This window comes from Acinetobacter sp. NBRC 100985 (assembly GCF_000241225.1).
In the GTDB taxonomy this organism is placed as follows: domain Bacteria; phylum Pseudomonadota; class Gammaproteobacteria; order Pseudomonadales; family Moraxellaceae; genus Acinetobacter; species Acinetobacter venetianus.
In genome coordinates, this window is the sequence record NZ_BAEB01000004.1 from 1 (window position 1) to 18,017 (window position 18,017).

The 18,017-nt window shown below is 38.6% G+C and carries 18 protein-coding genes; 9 read left to right on the forward strand and 9 right to left on the reverse strand.

Translation table 11 applies throughout. From position 1 onward, the window contains the following. Window positions 1-30: 30 nt before the first annotated feature. The 3 genes from ACT4_RS00970 to ACT4_RS00980 are packed head-to-tail and all read right to left on the reverse strand — an operon-like array spanning window position 31 to window position 2,839. Window positions 31-1,092, reverse strand: a complete 1,062-nt coding sequence (locus tag ACT4_RS00970) for a DUF6670 family protein (protein WP_004876771.1) — start codon at window positions 1,090-1,092, stop codon at window positions 31-33. A 17-nt stretch (window positions 1,093-1,109) separates the two neighbouring features. Next, on the reverse strand, window positions 1,110-1,943 hold the full coding sequence (gene pssA, locus ACT4_RS00975) for a CDP-diacylglycerol--serine O-phosphatidyltransferase (RefSeq protein ID WP_004876769.1): 834 nt from the start codon (window positions 1,941-1,943) through the stop codon (window positions 1,110-1,112). Window positions 1,944-1,981: 38 nt separating this feature from the next. Then, the gene (locus ACT4_RS00980; protein ID WP_004876766.1) at window positions 1,982-2,839 is read right to left on the reverse strand and encodes a 23S rRNA (adenine(2030)-N(6))-methyltransferase RlmJ; all 858 of its coding nucleotides are present in this window, start codon (window positions 2,837-2,839) and stop codon (window positions 1,982-1,984) included. A gap of 120 nt (window positions 2,840-2,959) precedes the next feature. Here ACT4_RS00980 and ACT4_RS00985 point away from each other — a divergent pair, with 120 nt between their 5' ends. Both ACT4_RS00985 and ACT4_RS00990 read left to right on the forward strand, forming a co-directional pair. Further along, the gene (locus tag ACT4_RS00985) at window positions 2,960-3,583 is read left to right on the forward strand and encodes a 2OG-Fe(II) oxygenase (RefSeq protein ID WP_007478868.1); all 624 of its coding nucleotides are present in this window, start codon (window positions 2,960-2,962) and stop codon (window positions 3,581-3,583) included. 64 nt (window positions 3,584-3,647) lie between these two features. Next, entirely contained in the window at window positions 3,648-4,175 is a 528-nt protein-coding gene (locus ACT4_RS00990; protein ID WP_019385707.1) for a hypothetical protein, read from the forward strand. A gap of 25 nt (window positions 4,176-4,200) precedes the next feature. On the opposite strand, the gene ACT4_RS00995 is transcribed toward ACT4_RS00990, so the two are convergent. From ACT4_RS00995 to ACT4_RS01010, 4 genes are all read right to left on the reverse strand, one after another. Next, window positions 4,201-4,443 (reverse strand): DUF2789 family protein, encoded by a 243-nt coding sequence (locus ACT4_RS00995; protein ID WP_007478872.1) that lies wholly within the window; start codon window positions 4,441-4,443, stop codon window positions 4,201-4,203. 157 nt (window positions 4,444-4,600) lie between these two features. After that, window positions 4,601-5,587 (reverse strand): malate dehydrogenase, encoded by a 987-nt coding sequence (locus ACT4_RS01000; RefSeq protein ID WP_004876757.1) that lies wholly within the window; start codon window positions 5,585-5,587, stop codon window positions 4,601-4,603. Window positions 5,588-5,754: 167 nt separating this feature from the next. After that, window positions 5,755-6,441, reverse strand: coding sequence for a ribonuclease I (locus ACT4_RS01005; RefSeq protein WP_171054751.1), 687 nt, complete (start codon window positions 6,439-6,441; stop codon window positions 5,755-5,757). A gap of 26 nt (window positions 6,442-6,467) precedes the next feature. Continuing rightward, a complete protein-coding gene (locus ACT4_RS01010) occupies window positions 6,468-8,384 on the reverse strand; it encodes a lytic transglycosylase domain-containing protein (RefSeq protein WP_171054754.1) in 1,917 nt (638 codons plus the stop codon). 291 nt (window positions 8,385-8,675) lie between these two features. Between ACT4_RS01010 and miaB the strand changes: the two genes are divergently transcribed. The 4 genes from miaB to ACT4_RS01030 all read left to right on the forward strand — a co-directional run bounded on the left by miaB (window position 8,676) and on the right by ACT4_RS01030 (window position 12,105). Beyond that, on the forward strand, window positions 8,676-10,127 hold the full coding sequence (miaB, locus tag ACT4_RS01015; RefSeq protein ID WP_007478877.1) for a tRNA (N6-isopentenyl adenosine(37)-C2)-methylthiotransferase MiaB: 1,452 nt from the start codon (window positions 8,676-8,678) through the stop codon (window positions 10,125-10,127). 39 nt (window positions 10,128-10,166) lie between these two features. Then, a complete protein-coding gene (locus ACT4_RS01020; RefSeq protein WP_004876747.1) occupies window positions 10,167-11,249 on the forward strand; it encodes a PhoH family protein in 1,083 nt (360 codons plus the stop codon). 72 nt (window positions 11,250-11,321) lie between these two features. After that, window positions 11,322-11,807 (forward strand): rRNA maturation RNase YbeY, encoded by a 486-nt coding sequence (gene ybeY / locus ACT4_RS01025; RefSeq protein WP_007478879.1) that lies wholly within the window; start codon window positions 11,322-11,324, stop codon window positions 11,805-11,807. A gap of 10 nt (window positions 11,808-11,817) precedes the next feature. Continuing rightward, window positions 11,818-12,105: an antibiotic biosynthesis monooxygenase gene (locus ACT4_RS01030; RefSeq protein WP_004876744.1), complete on the forward strand. Its 288-nt coding sequence runs from the start codon at window positions 11,818-11,820 to the stop codon at window positions 12,103-12,105. A gap of 81 nt (window positions 12,106-12,186) precedes the next feature. On the opposite strand, the gene fhuE is transcribed toward ACT4_RS01030, so the two are convergent. Then, window positions 12,187-14,346 (reverse strand): ferric-rhodotorulic acid/ferric-coprogen receptor FhuE, encoded by a 2,160-nt coding sequence (gene fhuE, locus ACT4_RS01035; protein WP_007478882.1) that lies wholly within the window; start codon window positions 14,344-14,346, stop codon window positions 12,187-12,189. Window positions 14,347-14,632: 286 nt separating this feature from the next. After that, complete coding sequence (locus tag ACT4_RS01040) at window positions 14,633-15,517, reverse strand: energy transducer TonB (RefSeq protein ID WP_023013224.1); 885 nt, start codon at window positions 15,515-15,517, stop codon at window positions 14,633-14,635. 243 nt (window positions 15,518-15,760) lie between these two features. Between ACT4_RS01040 and ACT4_RS01045 the strand changes: the two genes are divergently transcribed. The 3 genes from ACT4_RS01045 (at window position 15,761) to ACT4_RS01055 (ending at window position 18,014) form a co-directional block, all read left to right on the forward strand. Then, window positions 15,761-16,438, forward strand: coding sequence for a hypothetical protein (locus tag ACT4_RS01045; protein ID WP_004876741.1), 678 nt, complete (start codon window positions 15,761-15,763; stop codon window positions 16,436-16,438). Window positions 16,439-16,633: 195 nt separating this feature from the next. Further along, window positions 16,634-17,350, forward strand: coding sequence for a DUF3108 domain-containing protein (locus ACT4_RS01050; RefSeq protein WP_004876740.1), 717 nt, complete (start codon window positions 16,634-16,636; stop codon window positions 17,348-17,350). Between the two features lie 88 nt (window positions 17,351-17,438). Continuing rightward, on the forward strand, window positions 17,439-18,014 hold the full coding sequence (locus ACT4_RS01055; protein ID WP_004876738.1) for a xanthine phosphoribosyltransferase: 576 nt from the start codon (window positions 17,439-17,441) through the stop codon (window positions 18,012-18,014). Window positions 18,015-18,017: the final 3 nt, after the last annotated feature.

Below are 18,017 nucleotides of genomic sequence, written 5' to 3' on the forward strand. Positions count from 1 at the left end.
TACCTTTTCCAAAAACAATGTGACGAGCGTCTATTTTTTACACAAAAAAGGCTGTAAATGTGGAGTTTGGTCTATAATTTGATCTGTTTTATCTTTTTCTTGCCAATGCAAAGGACGACAATCGACATATTCACAGTACCCCGTGCCTTGATATGTTTCATTATCCCAAAGCAACTCATAAGTAAAACTTCCTACATACCCTGCTGCCAATCCAAATTTATAATCCCCTCTACTCTGTGCTTGAAGTTGGAAAATGATTTGATCATCTTCGTGATATTGCCAGACAAATACGCGAGGTAAATACATTTCACGTCCATTAGGTGTTTGTATTTTTGGATAAACTCGAGTTACATCAAAAATCACATTATCTTGATAAAGTCGTGTTTCTTTTTCTTTTGACTGAATTTCAATTCTTGAAAAAACAATATTGTTCCATTGGTTTCTTAATTCAGAAAGAATGATTTGCAAATCATTATTAATTTGAATGATTTGATAAGTAAAAAAATGAAATGCAATAAAAGGCAAGTAGATTGCTCTCGCATGCTTCAAAATACCTGAAGCATTTATTTCATACTTTTGTTTTTTATAAGTAACCTCACCCTCACAATGACAATTCACATACCAATAATCCGCTACTCCCCACTGTAAAGCAGAATGACTTTCAATTTCGGTAGAAGTTGTGACTTTAAGCTGACAACTGAGTTCATCATCTTTACGATTAAAATAATAATTCGGAAAATCAACTTGAATATGATCCACATCTAAAAACTGGTAATGATCAATCTCTAATTGACATTGTTCTTTGGCACTATAACTTTTGAGATGTCCAACCGTAGACGGACTAGTTGTAACAAGCACTGTCGCAGTATCAATTGCTGTCGTCGTTATTGCACTCGCGTTATAACAAATTGGAATACGAGGCTGCCCGATAAGGCTGATGAAATTAAGATAATGAAAGGGTTCAGGTAGGTTTGGCAGAATCAGTGCCTGATAAACGATTTTAAATAAGCCTTTAGGTGGATAAAAGGTTAAAGCATCTGATTTATCGAGGTTCAGTTGCTTTAATTGATTGTTACTCATCAATATTGGCATACTGAACCTCCGATTTTTTAACTTATTATTTTAGAATCATTTTTGTGGGCAAGCAGTGTTGTTACGAAACCTGAAAGCACATAGAGAATACAAACTGTCAGTATTCCTACTGGAATGTTGTACGTGATTGCAGCAAAAATCAAGACCACTGGTAACATCACAACAAAAGGTACACGTTTGCGGTCCATCTGTTTAAATGAATAGTATTTGATATTGGAAATCATTAATAAACCAACACCTACCATAATCGCAGCATTGATTATCTGAATCGTAATATCTTGCAAATCAAAAATGAATGGAAAATCACGTCCAACCCAAACAATTGAAATCACAGTGACTGCAGCAAGTGGACTTGCAATACCAATAAAGTAGCGTTTATCAACAACACCAATTTGGACATTAAAGCGAGCCAAACGGAATGCAGCACAAGCCGTGTAAATGAAGCTACAAGCTAGTCCGATGCGACCTAAATCGTGCAAGCTCCAGCTGTACATCAATATTGCTGGCGCAACACCAAATGCCAATAAATCAGACAATGAATCATATTGCTCACCAAATGCACTTTGAGCACCAATTGCACGAGCTACACGACCATCTAAACCATCCAATAATGCAGCCAAGAAAATCGCATAAATTGCCTGATTAAAATTACCATTCATACTGGCAATAATTGAGTAAAAACCAGATAAAAGCGCAGCTGTTGTAATCAGGTTCGGCCATAGATAAATACCACGGCGTTTAACTTTTTGCCCTTCGTGCGTGTGCTCTTCTTCTTCTACTTCAAATGTGATTCCATCAAAAGAATGATCCTTTGTATTCAAATCAGAATCTGTTTTTGGAGAATTTGTCATTATTTTCAATTCCTCGAGAATATCTTGAGGTAGATGGGTTATTCACCCACCAACCAACGCACAGCAGCATGACCACCATTTTCACTCATGCGTAAATGAGGGAAAAGCCATTGTAAGGCTTGATCTGCATCTTCTGAAAATTTCCAAGGTGGGTTAATCACGAGTAAACCACAACCATTTAAACCAACTGGAGTATCATCTGGCCATACGCAAATTTCACAGATAAGCTGACGGCGAATACCCGTTTTAAACATTTTCTTTTCAAAACGTTCAATCATGGCACGGTCTTTAATTGGATACCAAACTGCAAAAACGCCAGTCGGCCATTTTTTATAAGCAGCTTGCAACAACTCAACGAGCTGAGGAAAATCTTTACGTTCAATTTCATATGGCGGGTCAATCATGACTAAGCCACGTTTTTCTTTCGGAGGAATTACACCAAGTAATCCTTCATATGCATCACGTTCGTGTAAACCCGCACGTTTATCACGAATGTTAAAATACAATTGCTGAAACACATCACGCTGCATTTCAAAAATAGTCGCTTTGTCAATATCACGCATGCCTTCGAGTGCAAACCAAGGTGAACCTGGATAAGCACCTTTACCTGAAACAGCACGCATATCTTCAACTATTTTAAGATATTGTTTTACGCCTTCAGGCGCATTACGCTTAATCGAATCGTCAAGCTTAACCAAACGATGGATACCCGTTAAGAATTCACCTGATTTTTGTGCTTGAGACGTAGATAAATCATATTTACCTGCACCACCATGGGTATCAATATATCGATAAGGTTTATCTTTGGCATTTAAACGAGCGAGCAGTTGAAGCAAAAGTACATGCTTCATAACATCGGCAAAGTTACCCGCATGGAAATGGTGACGGTAATTCATGTTGACAATTATTCCTCAATTCAGAAGATAGTTTAACATGAAAGAAAAAAGTATTCTTTAGCGTTGATGTGATCGTCTAAAATAGTAATGTTAATCAAACAGCTGTTTGATAGGAGCTATATGCAACAAACTTCTTTCTCCCAAACCTTAAATGCAACCTCATGGAATTTAGATTGCGTCCTAGATGATTTAAATGAGTTTGGCTTTGCTTTTATTGATCATGTCTACCCACCCGAATACGTCACAGCCTTAGCTGATGAATGCATATCGCATCTTGCCGAGTTTAGAGCAGCAGGCATACAAAATGGCGTTGTAAGTCATATTCGTAGCGATCATATTTTATGGATTGATGGACAACTTCCTATTGCTCAGCAGCACATCCAAACGCTACACAATCTATCCCAAGCATTAAATCAAGCATTTTATCTTGGCATTAAAGAGGTTGAAGCACATTTTGCTTGCTATAACGCTGGCGAATTTTATGCTTTACACCGTGATAATCCACAGCAAAAAAATGATCGTATGATTTCAACTGTATTTTATTTACATGAAAGCTGGGAAGACAATTTGGGTGGTGAACTTCGCCTACAAGATAAAAAGGGAAACTGGCACATCATTCAACCTTTGCCAAATCGTCTTGCGATTTTTCAAAGTGATGTATTACATGAAGTCTTGCTTTCAAAACAACAGCGCTTATCAATTACGGCTTGGTTACGTAGTGGCAACTCGATTTGGAATTCATAAGCCCTTTAAATCACTAAAAACAGCCTTATATAGTTAGGCATAACTGATGATTTTGGATCAATACATGTCGAATGAAACTAAACAAGTGATTGCTCGGATTGGTGAAACTGACCAACTGTATTTAGAAAATAATACGCCTGAACTTGCTTTAGAGCGAGCTGACTTGCGCTTGCAATTAGTCATGTTGAGTCATGTTCGTCAGGAACAGCTCCACTTCTTGCAAGAAGCAATTGTATTGCTAGAACAAGCGCGTATTGAATATGACGAAATGCCGCTAAGTTTATATTTAAACTTATCGTTGTATCTAGCCAAAGCATATATGATCTATTTTGAACTAACCAAAGAACAGCGCTTTGCTTTGATTACACAACAAATCTTAAAACCTTTGGCACACCATAACCATTTAGACATTTATTTTTTCCTTGCGTATGCATCAGCAGCTAAGCAAGAACAAGCAATGACACGCCACTGGTTACAAAAATATGTGTCATGTTTTGAATATGATCTAGAATTATTACAAGTTCATCCTGCTTTCAAATCAGTACGGATGGAAGACTGGTTTAAAGCCTTGATTCAAAATAAAGCTCACTAATGTGAGCTTTATTTTTTATAAATTATTATTTGGTGCTATCTAAATGTAGTTGTTGATTTAGCTCATCAACTACAATTGCCCATTCATCATCTTTATCTAAATGGCTTTTAAGAAAATCACGTTGTCCCGCACTCCAAAACGCTGCTTCATGTAATTTTTGATCTGCACTAAGTTGATGTGCTTGGACAAAAGTTTCAATACTCGCCTCATCAGCATCAAGACCTAACTGTTCAAATAAAAGTTCTAGTGTAGGTTGTTGCTCAAACATTTTTATTCTCCAAACTCATGCTTTAATTAAATTAATCTAAACATAAACAGTTATTCAATACATCTGTATGTCTATATTTTCTTGTAGTTTTTATGTGCACATACATAAAAAAAGCGCCCGAATTCAGGCGCTTTTTCAATTTATCAAAAAAGATAAATTAGTTCACCATGTCAGCAACTGCTGCACGCTCTTCTTCTAACTCGTTAAGAGTGAAGTTGATACGCTCACGGCTAAATTCGTCAATTTCTAAACCTTGAACGATTTTGTATTCACCGTTTTCAGTTGTTACAGGGAAACCGAACATTACGCCTTCAGGAATACCATAAGAACCGTCTGAAGGAATACCCATCGTTACCCATTTGCCGTTTGTACCAAGCGCCCAGTCACGCATATGGTCGATTGCAGCATTTGCAGCAGAAGCAGCAGAAGAAAGACCACGCGCTTCGATAATCGCAGCACCACGCTTACCAACGGTTGGAAGGAATACATCTTTGTTCCAAGCAGCATCGTTGATTTTGTCTTTCAAGCTTTCGCCATTTACATTTGCAAAGCGATAATCAGCATACATTGTTGGAGAGTGGTTGCCCCAAACAGTCATGTTTTCGATATCAGAAACAGCTACACCCGCTTTTTGAGCAAGTTGAGTTAACGCACGGTTGTGGTCAAGACGTAACATTGCTGTAAAGTTCTTCGATGGAAGATCTGGAGCAGATTTCATCGCGATGTAAGCATTGGTATTTGCAGGGTTACCTACAACCAATACTTTAACGTCACGGCTAGCAACTTCGTTTAATGCTTGACCTTGACCAATGAAGATTTCGCCATTTACTTTTAATAAGTCAGCACGTTCCATACCTGGACCACGTGGACGAGAACCTACCAATAAAGCATAGTCAGCATCTTTAAATGCAACTTTAGGATCATCAGTCCCGATCATGCCAGCCAATAAAGGGAAAGCACAGTCATCAAGTTCCATCATCACGCCTTTAAGCGCTTGTTGAGCTTTCTCAAATGGAACTTCAAGCAATTGTAAAATTACAGGTTGATCTTTACCTAACATTTCACCGCTTGCGATACGGAATAATAAGCTATAACCAATTTGACCAGCAGCGCCTGTAACGGCAACACGAACGGGTTGCTTCATGTGATATTCTCCAATGAGATGCGTTAGCACGATTGAAACATATTGTTATTCAATCGAATTATCATAAACGGCAAAGATTGTACTCTAAAGCGAACGCAGATGCATGTAAAAGAGAATGGATTTCAACAAAAGTCTGATAGAAAATACAAATAAAGGGCTAAAAAAGCCTAGTAACTACCTTTAATTGTAAAGTCATTTGGGCAACCCGTCACAATATGACTTGAACATTGCTTGTACTGACCATTCTTCTGATAACACACTCGAATTTCGGTTAAAACTGATTCAAACCGTGAAGACTGGCAAGTAAAACGAATGCCATTTGGTGGTAACGAAGGATTTAATTTCGTGAACTGTTGTCTAAGATTTTCTTTTTGAACATCAATCGTATTGGGACTTGTTAAATCTGATGGAACTTTTAAACGCTCAGCAAAATTAATTATTTTTCTAAAATATTGACTTGCATTCATGGGGACACATCCGCCAACCCCCTGCCAAAGCTGTACGCGAGCATTTTCATCAGGCATCACACGCGCCACGACTTTGGCTTGTAGCGGTGAAAGTTTCGCAGAACTTTTTGTTTCACACTCACGCCCTACTGGAACTTCAGGTAGCAAACTAGAAATCGTAAGTGAGTAACCTTCTAAACACTTGCGCTGTTTTTGTCGTGTTGAATCAAACGAACAAACCGCAGGCGTCATTTGAATATGCATGACATAACCTGCTATATCGGCATTGTCGGCTGCATATAATGGCGCACCAAATGAGAGCGCGAAATAACAGATCAATGTCTGTAACACGCTACGCATTTGGAACTTGAATGTGTTTATCGCTTTCATCAAATACAAAAACTTCATTGTTTTAAATTCAACATCTTTGTGCCTTAAGGTGTATTACGCACAGGAATTGTGCTCATACGTTTTTCAAGGGATTGCGGCCCCTGCCCAAGTAGCACTCCATAATGTGTTGCATTGGTCATGACATGTTTAACGTAATCACGCGTTTCAAGCAAAGGAATAGACTCTGTGTACTGATCAGCAGCCATCGTTTGAAAATCAGGCTGCCAACGGCGTGCTCGATTTGGGCCTGCGTTATAACCTGCTGTTGCAAGTACAGCATTGCCACTTAGCTGACTTTGAATCATTGAAAGATAATATGTTCCATAACGGATATTGGTGTTCATTTCACTTAATGCCGCAGGGTTATATGTTTCTCCCATCTGGCGAGCAACAAGTTTTGCCGTATTGGGCATGATTTGCATCAAACCACCAGCACCTACATGCGAACGTGCAGAAGTAACAAATCGACTTTCTTGGCGCATTAAACCATACGCCCAAGCGGGATCAATACCAGCATTGTAACTATGACTCGTCACATTACTACGATGCGGTGTAGCGTAGCGATAAGTATCGTTATGCTTTGATGTCGTACGATCCGCAGCATAAATAGCACGATCATACCACCCCATATCATGCGCGCGTTTGGCTGCTGCTAATAGTAGACCATCGTCATGTTGCAAATACGCCTGACGAACTGCCCAGTTCCATTCACGATTGGTATAACTTGCAGGCGCATTAATATCTCTTAATGCAAACGCACGTCTAAAATGAATATTTTGATTTAAGCGCTGTGCATCCTGAGCAGAAGGCTGCTCATTGTAAGGCTGATGGTTATAACGCTCACCAATACGATCTTTGGCAAGTAAGTTATGATAATCATCGCCACTTTGCGCTAGTTTGCGATAAATCTGTTGCGCGGCTTGCTTAGATGCTGCGTCAGAACGTTGCTCAGATGCACGTGCTAACCAATATTGCCAACGATCTTCTTGCTTTTGTGTCACTGACATCGCATCAATCGCTCGAATCAGACTTTCCCATGCACCAAAACGAATGGATTGACGAGCGTAAATCTCAGCTTCTTCAGGACTAAATGGATAACCATAACTTTGATCAAATGCATTCAGCACTTCACGATTAAAATTATTCTTCATTACCGTCGTACCACCAACATAACCAACGGTACGATATAAATATTTTTGAACAGCTTGTGGCGTATCTTGTGCCGCTCGCTGCACATTGCCAAGCGCATTGGTTAAGTCGTTATCAGCTATACGACCTAATGCAAAAATCAAATACGCATAATCAGCATCATTGGACTTAGGTGCATTCCAAATATATTCCAATGGATTGGATTGAATCTGATTGAGTTGAGCTAAAGATAAACTCAACCCCATAGTTTGTGCGGTTGCAATTGCTTGTCCAGACTGCCCAGCACGCAATAAAACCCACAAGCGCTGTTGACGATCTTGCGCTGTCATCAACGGACTCGACAACATCATTCGACCTAAACCTGTGCAAGATTCTGGCTGTGAGTCAGTCGCTAACCATACATCTTTATATTCAGCATAAACTAAAGCATCACCTGTTTGAGCACGAACTTGGGCAACGGCACAACTTTCCGCCTGATCAGGGTTAGTGACATAAGATAATACGGGCTTTGCTTCACTGAAATTTGCTTGTTTTACTTTTTCCTCAACATAATCAGCCGATAATTTTTCTGCCATTGCTGATTGAGGGTAACGTTGTGCAAAACTAATAATTGAAGCAGCAGGTTGAAATCCAAGATTACTATTCAGCTTCCAATATTCTGGATAATATCCCAACACATCATTTTGCATTTCATATTGATATTGATCGAGCAATGCCATATTGCTTGAATTTGCTGCACGCAGAGCATCATTAAATTGTTCGTCCAAGGCATAAACAGATGAACATGCAATCACACCACTCGCCGCCAACATACGACGGAAGCTTTTCTTATTATTCAATTTACGGGTAACGCTACTTATAAAATTATGTTGCTTGTTCATCTTCATCAATACATTTGCCTAATTTCGCCCTGCGATTATAGTTTAATAAGTCTAGCTTCTTACAATTGTTGTGTTATGTAACTTGCTGATTCATATTCATTAAAATTCACGTAATTTCATTCACAAAGTGTCCATTTTTGTCAGTTTTTTATTCTCTGCGCACATCAAAAAATACTGCTATAATCCGCGGTTTGTCTCAACCCACCTTGTTTAGGAGCCTGCATGACGGTTCAAACATTCATTCCAAGTGCTACACAAGCTGCCTCAGAAAACACTGTCACCCAGCCAACGCACACCACTAATGTTTCAATGAAAAAATTATATATTGAAACGCAAGGGTGTCAGATGAATGAGTATGACAGTCATCGTATGGCAGATTTATTAGGCGATTCTCATGGTTACGTACTTACCACGAATCCTAATGAGGCCGACATTTTATTGATGAACACTTGCTCGATCCGTGAGAAAGCACAAGAGAAAGTGTTTAGTGAACTCGGTCGCTGGCGTAAATTAAAAGAACAAAATCCAGAATTAGTCATCGGTGTCGGTGGCTGTGTTGCATCACAAGAAGGTGACAACATTCAAAAACGTGCGCCTTACGTGGATATGGTTTTTGGTCCACAGACTTTGCACCGCTTGCCGCAGATGTTAGATCAACATCATTTACAAGTTGAGAAGCCAAAGAAAGAAAAAATCAAATTAGTTGATATTTCATTCCCTGATATTGAGAAGTTTGACTTCTTACCTGAACCTCGTGTTGAAGGTTTTAAAGCATTCGTTTCGATCATGGAAGGTTGCTCTAAATACTGTTCATTCTGTGTTGTTCCTTATACTCGTGGTGAAGAGGTTTCTCGCCCATTAGATGATGTATTGGCAGAAATCGCGGGTCTTGCTGAAAAAGGTGTTCGTGAAATCAGCTTACTTGGTCAAAACGTAAATGGTTATCGTGGCGAAACTTTTGAAGGTGGTATCTGTACATTCCCTGAATTATTACGTTTAGTTTCGGAAATTCCGGGGATTGGTCGCTTACGTTACACCACATCTCACCCGCTCGAATTTTCTGATGACTTGATTCAATGCTACCGTGATTTGCCACAAATGGTTTCTCACTTGCATTTACCTGTACAAAGTGGTTCAAACGATGTGTTACAGGCAATGAAACGCAACCATACTATTGATGTTTATATTGATAAAATTGCCAAGTTACGCAAAGTACGCCCAGATATGCATTTATCGAGTGACTTTATTATTGGATTCCCTGGTGAAACTGATGCACATTTTGCTGAAACATTACAGTTCATCAAAGATTTAGATTTCGATCATTCGTACAGTTTTGTTTATTCAAAGCGTCCAGGTACACCTGCTTCTGAACTTCCAGATGACACGCCTGAGCAAGTGAAAAAAGACCGCTTGGCTCAAGTACAACAAGTCATTAAACAGTCAAGTATTGATAAAACTGATGCAATGCTCGGTAAGATCGAACGTGTACTGATTGAGAAAGTATCGGATAAAGATCCGAACGTTTTAATGGGTACAGCTGACAATACACGTTTAGTTACGTTTATCGGTGATGCAGCGTGGGTCGGACGTTTCGCAGAGATTGAGATTACTGAAATCAAAACTTTAAATTTAGTTTATGGAGAACTCTTGAATCTTGAACCTGACGTGGCGTAATGTAAGGGTATTCTTACAAGTCAACAAAAAGGGTTTCTCTTGACTGCAGCGATTCGACGTACAGTAACGTTCCCTGAGATTTCAATGGAACGTTTAAAAAGCATGCTCGGTGCGTATAACGGGCATTTAAAACAAATCGAACAACGTTTAGATGTCAAAATTACTCACCGAGGCGATGCTTTTTATCTAGACGGTGATATGGAAGCGGTCGAAAGAGCCGAAGCTTTGCTGCAGCGGCTCTATCAAGAATCAGAAATTTCGTCACAAATCAGTGCGGATTTACTGCACCTAATGATTCAGTCTTCGCAAACCGAACGTAACTTCGAATTGGTCGGCGAAGAAATGGATGAATATGATGCGCCAATTGATGTCTACTTTCAGACGCGCAAAGGGCGTATCAATCCACGCGGCGCAAATCAAAAGCGCTATGTCCAGCGTATTTTACAAAGTGATATTTCCTTTGGCGTCGGGCCAGCTGGGACAGGTAAAACTTATCTGGCTGTTGCTGCCGCTGTCGATATGTTAGAACGCAATGAAATCCAACGTATTCTACTGGTACGCCCTGCAGTTGAAGCGGGTGAAAAGCTTGGCTTTTTGCCGGGTGACTTAACTCAAAAAATTGACCCTTATTTACGTCCTCTCTACGATGCACTCTACGAAATGCTTGGTTTTGAAAAAGTTGCAAAACTGATTGAACGCCAAGTGATCGAGGTTGCACCTCTTGCCTATATGCGTGGTCGTACCTTGAATCATTCTTTCGTTATTCTGGATGAAGCACAAAATACTACACCAGAACAAATGAAAATGTTCCTCACTCGATTAGGCTTTGGCTCGCGTGCGGTCATTACTGGAGATGTAACACAAGTCGATTTACCTCGCGGACAACAATCGGGTTTAGCCCATGCGCTACGTGTACTTGAAAACGTACATGAAATTCACATCACACGTTTCCATTCCCGAGATGTTGTACGTCATCAACTGGTTCAAAAAATTGTTGAAGCTTATGAAGGCTGGGATAGCGAGCAGCAACGTATGTCTGCTGAAGCTCGAGCTGAACGCAAAGCAAAACAAGAAGCATTGGTTGCAGAAAATGATTCTGCTGCTGATGCCCAACACTCTTAGAAAACCTCCTCAATCCCCCTTTTATGGTGATGCTTTAGTCGCATTTTAGGGGGAAGATTTTAAGGATCTATTTTGAAAATCAATTTAAGTCTTCAACAGGACTTTCAAGCCTCTGAACTGCCACTCAAACGTGGTCAAATCAAAAAAAATATCGAAACTGCATTACGCCATGTTGGTTTCGATGTGGATTGTGAAATCGGCATTGCTTGTGTTGATCTTGCTGAAAGTCATGAACTCAACTTGCAGTATCGTGAAAAAGATAAACCAACAAATGTATTATCCTTTCCAAGTGATATTCCTGAGGAAATGTTATCTCTGCTTGATGCTGAACCACTGGGTGATTTAGTGATTTGTATTCCTGTTGTCTTACAAGAAGCAATTGAACAGCAAAAAACAGCAACTGATCATTTTACTCATTTATTGGTTCACGGTATTTTGCATCTCTTAGGTTATGACCATGAGACTAGTGAAGCTGATGCAGAAGAAATGGAAGCTTTAGAAATCGAAATCTTAAAGAAACTTGGTGTTGCAAATCCATACCAAGCGGATGAGATCTAGTGGGAATACTATGTATATCGTTATTTTCAAGGCTGAAATCAAAAAATTAGATTCTGATTACATAGAGATGGCTCAGAAATTAAGAGATAAAGCTTTAAATGAATACAATTGTATAAAGTTTGAAGCGTGTAGTGAAAATGGTTTTGAAATCGCGCTTTCTTATTGGAAAGAACTTAATGATATACAACGTTGGCATCTCGATACTGAACATCAAATCGCACAGCGCTTGGGAAAAGAAAAATGGTACCAAAACTTTAGCGTTGAAATCTGTAAATTAGAGCGTGCTTATCATAGCTAATCTAATTGTGAATAAGATCAAACTTATCCACAATTTAATAAAAAACGGCTTGTATTAAGCCGTTTTTTATTTCACAGGATCTTAAAATTGATAACGTAAAGTGAGTGTTGCATTACGTGGTGCACCTTGGGTGATCTGTCCATACGCAGGGAAAACACCATAATATCCTTTATCAAATACATTATTGACATTCAATTGCGCGGAAAAATCTTTATTAATTTTATATTTTGCCATCAAATTAACTAAAGCATATGAACCTTGCTCAATTCTAGGATTTGCTCCTGCTGGTGCATTACTAGCGATCACATAAGTATCACTTTGCCAATTTACCCCTCCACCAACACTTAGATCACTCCACTTTCCTGGAAGTTGATAGGAAGTATAAGTTTGAATCAATTTACGAGGAAGTTGAGTATTAATATCAGCATCATTAACATCTGTTGCTTTATATTGACTATAACCAGCGGTTACATTCCAGTTTGGAGTCACTTGTCCACTAACTTCTAGCTCAAAGCCTTTACTTTCAGCACCTTTCGCAGCCTTATAATATGTTTCTAAAGTCCCATTTGGTCTTTGTATTTGCCCTACTGCTTGTGCGAGGTTATCTTGTTTAATATCGAATAAAGCTAAAGAGCCATTCAAACGATTATCAAACCAAGATGACTTTAAACCGATTTCGGTACTATTCCCCTTAATCGGATCAAGATAATTATTATTGAAATCTCTTTGATCTTGCGGCTGGAAAATACTCGTATAACTAGCATAAGCTGAGTAATTCTGATTAATGTCATAAATCAATCCAGCATAAGGAATAAATTCGTGTTCATATTTAATCTTACTCGCAGTTGAACCTAAATCTTTCTCATAATCTGTAACACGACCACCAATAATTAACTTTAGCGGATCGAGTAAAGATAGTTGAGTTGCTGCAAAAATCGCATTTTGCTTTACGGTATAACTTTCTGAAGGTGTCCATGCACTCCAAATAGGCTCTGGAAGCGAAGCATTCCAATCATAAATACTGCCCACGGCTTCAGTTGTACCAGATCGACCTAATGCTTCAAACTCTTGATTTGAATATTGATAACCAACTACAGCTTTATGATCTCGACCAAACAAATTAAATACCCCATCTGTTTGCAAGGTAATATTATCTTGATCGACATTCACCTTATACGAACCAGCAAAGCCAGATAAACCTAAGCCTGTGGTTTTGTCAGGATTGCCAGAAACATAAAATAATTTTGACTCAGCCTCTCTTTTGCCATGAGCATAAGAAAGCTTCACATTCCAATCATCATTAATTTTTTGAGTTAAATCTGCAAACCAATTGGTGTACTTCACATTCCAACGTGTCCAATCCTGCGTTGTTGTTGCACTTTTCGATAAATGAGTTCGCGAACCATCACTAAAGAAAACAGGTAAGCCTCCCCACATTGGACCACGAGGGTCATCCTCTTGATAACTGACTCCTGCTGAAAGTAAAGTTGACTCAGTTAAGTCAGCCTCTCCTGTCAGTAACAGCGTTAAACGCTCTTTACTCAATAAATCGGTAAAACTGTCACCTTGCTCATATTGTGCAACCGCACGCCCACGTAGTGATCCCGAATCATTCAAACTATTCGCAATATCACCCATAACACGATAATTATTCCAACTCCCTCCACTTACTTCGATATTTGCAGCAGGCTCTTTACTCGTAGCGCGCTTACGAGCCATATTTATCGCAGCAGAAGGATTCCCAGCACCAGTCGTTAATCCTGTTGCTCCACGTACTACCTCAATATGATCATAAATTGCCGTACTAGAAAAAATCTCTCCAGAAGACCAAGGTAAGGAATATGTTGTAGGTATTCCATCAATAATATAGTTATCAACAACAAAACCACGCGAATACAAACCACCACGATTTGTTTCATAACGGTTTACGGTAATACCCGTTACATTTTCAGCGACCTCAACTAAAGTTGTTAGCCCTTGATCTTGCATACGTTGTTGGGTTACAACCGAAACAGATTGAGGAATTTCTTTTAAAGTCAAATTTAAAGGTAATGCAGTCGACGATTTTTCTACTGTATATGCTTGTTTTAAATTTTCACTTTCCGCTTGTATTTTAATAGTTGGCAACTGAGCAGTACTTTCTGTACTTGACTCAGCGTAAGCAACTGATGGTAAAAGTACAGCCATAGCCAATACCAGTGGATGTGTTTTAAATACTTGTCTCGATGGATGTTTATGCATGCAGATAGATCCTTATCGCAAGGTCAAAAGATTTGAAAGCCACCACACCTCGCTCCCCCACAAGAAAAATTCTAAAAAGCAGGATGTACAGATTCCAAAGGAGATTGAACAAAAAATACATTGCAAATGATAATTATTTTTATTATCAATTCAAGTTAATAAGATTAAAAATAATTCATTGTTTTTTAATTATTAAAATTTAATTTCACTAATATTAAAAAATATCCTTATGATTTTTATTGCTTTTTATTTTTAAAATTCACAATAGCAAATTCCAATAAGCAAATTAATGTACTTCAAACTCAGCATCAACAGGATCAAAACGCCATGTCCGAATAATTCTCAATTCAGAAATGTCTTTCATATTGGCATCAAAATGTCCAAACGGTGCACCACGACGAACAGAAGCTTTAGCTGCTTCATCTAAAATAGAATGACCCGAACTTTCAATTAAGCGAATCGCTCGAATTCCACCTTGCGCATTTAGAATCACCATTAAGCGAACTTCACCAGCGAGTCGTTGCTGTTTCGCCTCATCTGGATAATAACGGTTGCCATATAGTTCTACTTTTTGGCGGAATTTATCAAGATAAGCGGCTGAAGCATCTTGTTTAGCCTGAATGCCATCCACTGTTTTAATGCGTTGCTTACGGCTAAAATTTTGCTGACGTTGTAAATACTGTGCTTCTAAACTTGCGACCATCGCAGCTTTTGCTTGAAACTGGCTTTGTAAATCATCCAAAGCTTTTTTACGTTCAGTTTCTTCTGACTGCTTTTGCCAACTGAGCACAGTCATTAAAACTTTTTCTTCAAATTTTAATTCACGTTTCTGCTGTATCTTTTCCAAACTTTCTAGTTCAGTCTCACCTGTAGTCGCATCTGCTTGCATCGGTGAAGGCATATCACTCGACATCCGATGTGCTTCACGGAAATCACCTGAACCTTTTTGATCGGCTTGTGCAAGAAAATCAGCATCTTTCACTTTGTCTTGACTTGTACGGACGGTGACTGCAATTTCTTTGGTCGAGGTATCAGACGGCGATGGCATACCAAACTGAATCGCCAGCACAGCTCCATGCAGCAGCATTGCAACCGTAACAGCTCCTACAAAGATTGGATCTTGCCACCAATGAGGAGATAGTTCAGAACGAAAATTTATTTTATTCCACATGCGATTTAAGCGACAAAAATGTCCCTTCCCCAACGGTGGCAACCGTATAAAAACCAAACCAATATTCAAAAAATTACAAAAATGTGATCCACTTATATTTACAGTGTGTCCATACCATCATTTTATGAAAATGTAGCAATTAATTTTGCTACACTGCAAGTCAGAAATTTATTTTTATTTTTTAGTGAATACAAAGATCGTGACGCCGTTATCTAAAACACTTCACTTTCTGGAACAACTTTTATGCAAACGCTAATTTCATCTGTTGTTAAACGTCTACGAAAAGTTTACCTAAAAGCAGAAGAATTCATCGAAGAAGAAAGAGAATTTTCGCTTTCACAAGTTTTTGTGAACGCAACGATGGAACGCTATGTCGTTGAGAAAGTTGAGATCATCAAAGATCTACATGCAGACCTTTATGATGGCTGGTTACGCCTTTACGCTACAATTGATGTAAAAGGTTTACACACTACTTTATCTGTTGATTTAAAACTTCTTCAGATGGAAATGAACAAAGATGTGCAATTGATGGTCTTTGAACAAATCAGCAACACCCAAGTCATCGAAGCTGAATTCAAAAACATTTTTCAAAAATGGGGCTTTTATATTGCGATTTGGTATTTTCAAAAGTTTAAAGATGAAGATCCTTTAGGCAAAATTCTAGAACATTTTGAAGTTGTCACAGTAAAAGATGAATTGCTCTATCTTGATCTCAATCGCTGGTTTAGCAAGAAACCAAGCATTATTGAGACTTTAAGCAAAGTTCATGTTAATCGTGCCCGAGTACGCCCTGCTGAATTAATCGTTTGGGGGAATGTCAACCTTGCGGCTATTTTGTCCCCCTCAAATCATGAGTATGACGATGATGAATTAGATGACACCGTTGTCACCCCAATTCAGCAAAAAGATCCCAAAAAATAATTTTCCAAGTTTTGAGTGGCTTTTAAGTTTCCAATTGATGCCACTCAACTCATCATCTTCATGATTTATACGAAAAATTAACAAGCGCTTAGTAAAAAACCTGATCTTTTCTTCATAATCTACAGGCATAATAACTAGTAATCGTAATGATAAATGAATGATTTATTTGAATGGTCGTTCAAAGGATATAGTGTTATGACAAAGAATTTATCAAAAGCTCTAGGTATTACTACAGCGACTTCTGCTGTAATTTTATGTGCAAGTTTATCTAGTCATGCATTTGCAATGGCACCGTTCCAAGCGAGCTACCAATTTAGCTATAATAATAAAAACCTAGGTTCAGCGACACGTACGCTTTCTCAGCAAGGAAATAATTGGACATACAAGTTTGCTGCAAAAGCAGGGGGTATTGCCTCGGCAACAGAAACCAGCCAATTTAATTTTGCTAATAACAAAATTACTTCGCAGAAATTTACACGTAGTAGCAAAATCTTAATTCACAACAACACGATGAATATCAACTTCAATCCAAGCAATAAAACGATTAGTACGCAAAAAGATGATCAGAAACGTTCATTTGCTTGGCAAGCTGGTGTTTTGGATGAGCTCAATGCAGAGCTACAAGTTCGTGAAGATTTGAAAAATGGAAATACGCTGCAAACCCGCTATTTTATTGCGGATGCGAAAGCAGTAGATGAGCGTCGTTTCGTTAAACAAGGCACTGAGAACGTTAAAACTAGTTATGGGACATTTAGTACCATTAAAGTTGTTCTTTTACACGACAAACCTGAACGTAATACAATTTTCTGGTTAGCGCCAAAACTTGATTATTTACCGGTCAAAGTGACACATAATGATGGTAAATCTTCATATGGTTTATTATTGACTGGCTATTCAGGCAAAACAAACTAAGCATCTGGTCAATTTTGGCTTGCAATTTTTCGGATGCTTTTTAAAATATGCCTTTGCTTAAACAAGCATCCGATTAGAGGATTCTCCCGTGTACGCTTTAGAACAGAAAATCTTAAATGAAGGTATCGTTCTATCAGATCAGGTTTTGAAAGTTGATGCTTTCCTAAACCACCAAATTGACCCTGTATTAATGCAACAGATCGGCAAAGAGTTTGCTGCTCGCTTTAAGGACGCAGGGATCACTAAAATTATTACAATCGAAGCTTCAGGCATCGCTCCAGCAATTATGGCTGGTTTAGAGCTTGGTGTTCCTGTAATTTTTGCTCGTAAATATCAGTCATTGACACTGAAAGATGATCTTTACCGTTCTAAAGTGTTCTCGTTTACTAAACAAACTGAAAGTACGATTGCAATTTCTAACAAGCATATCAACTCAAGCGACAAAGCACTTGTGATTGATGACTTCTTAGCAAATGGTCAAGCTGCTTTAGGCTTAATTGACTTGATTCATCAAGCTCAAGCTGAAGTAGTTGGTGTTGGTATTGTGATTGAAAAATCGTTCCAACCAGGTCGCGATGTATTACTTGAAAAAGGTTACCGCGTTGAATCTTTAGCACGTGTTAAATCTTTAACTGATGGCAAAGTAACATTTGTGACTGAATAAAAA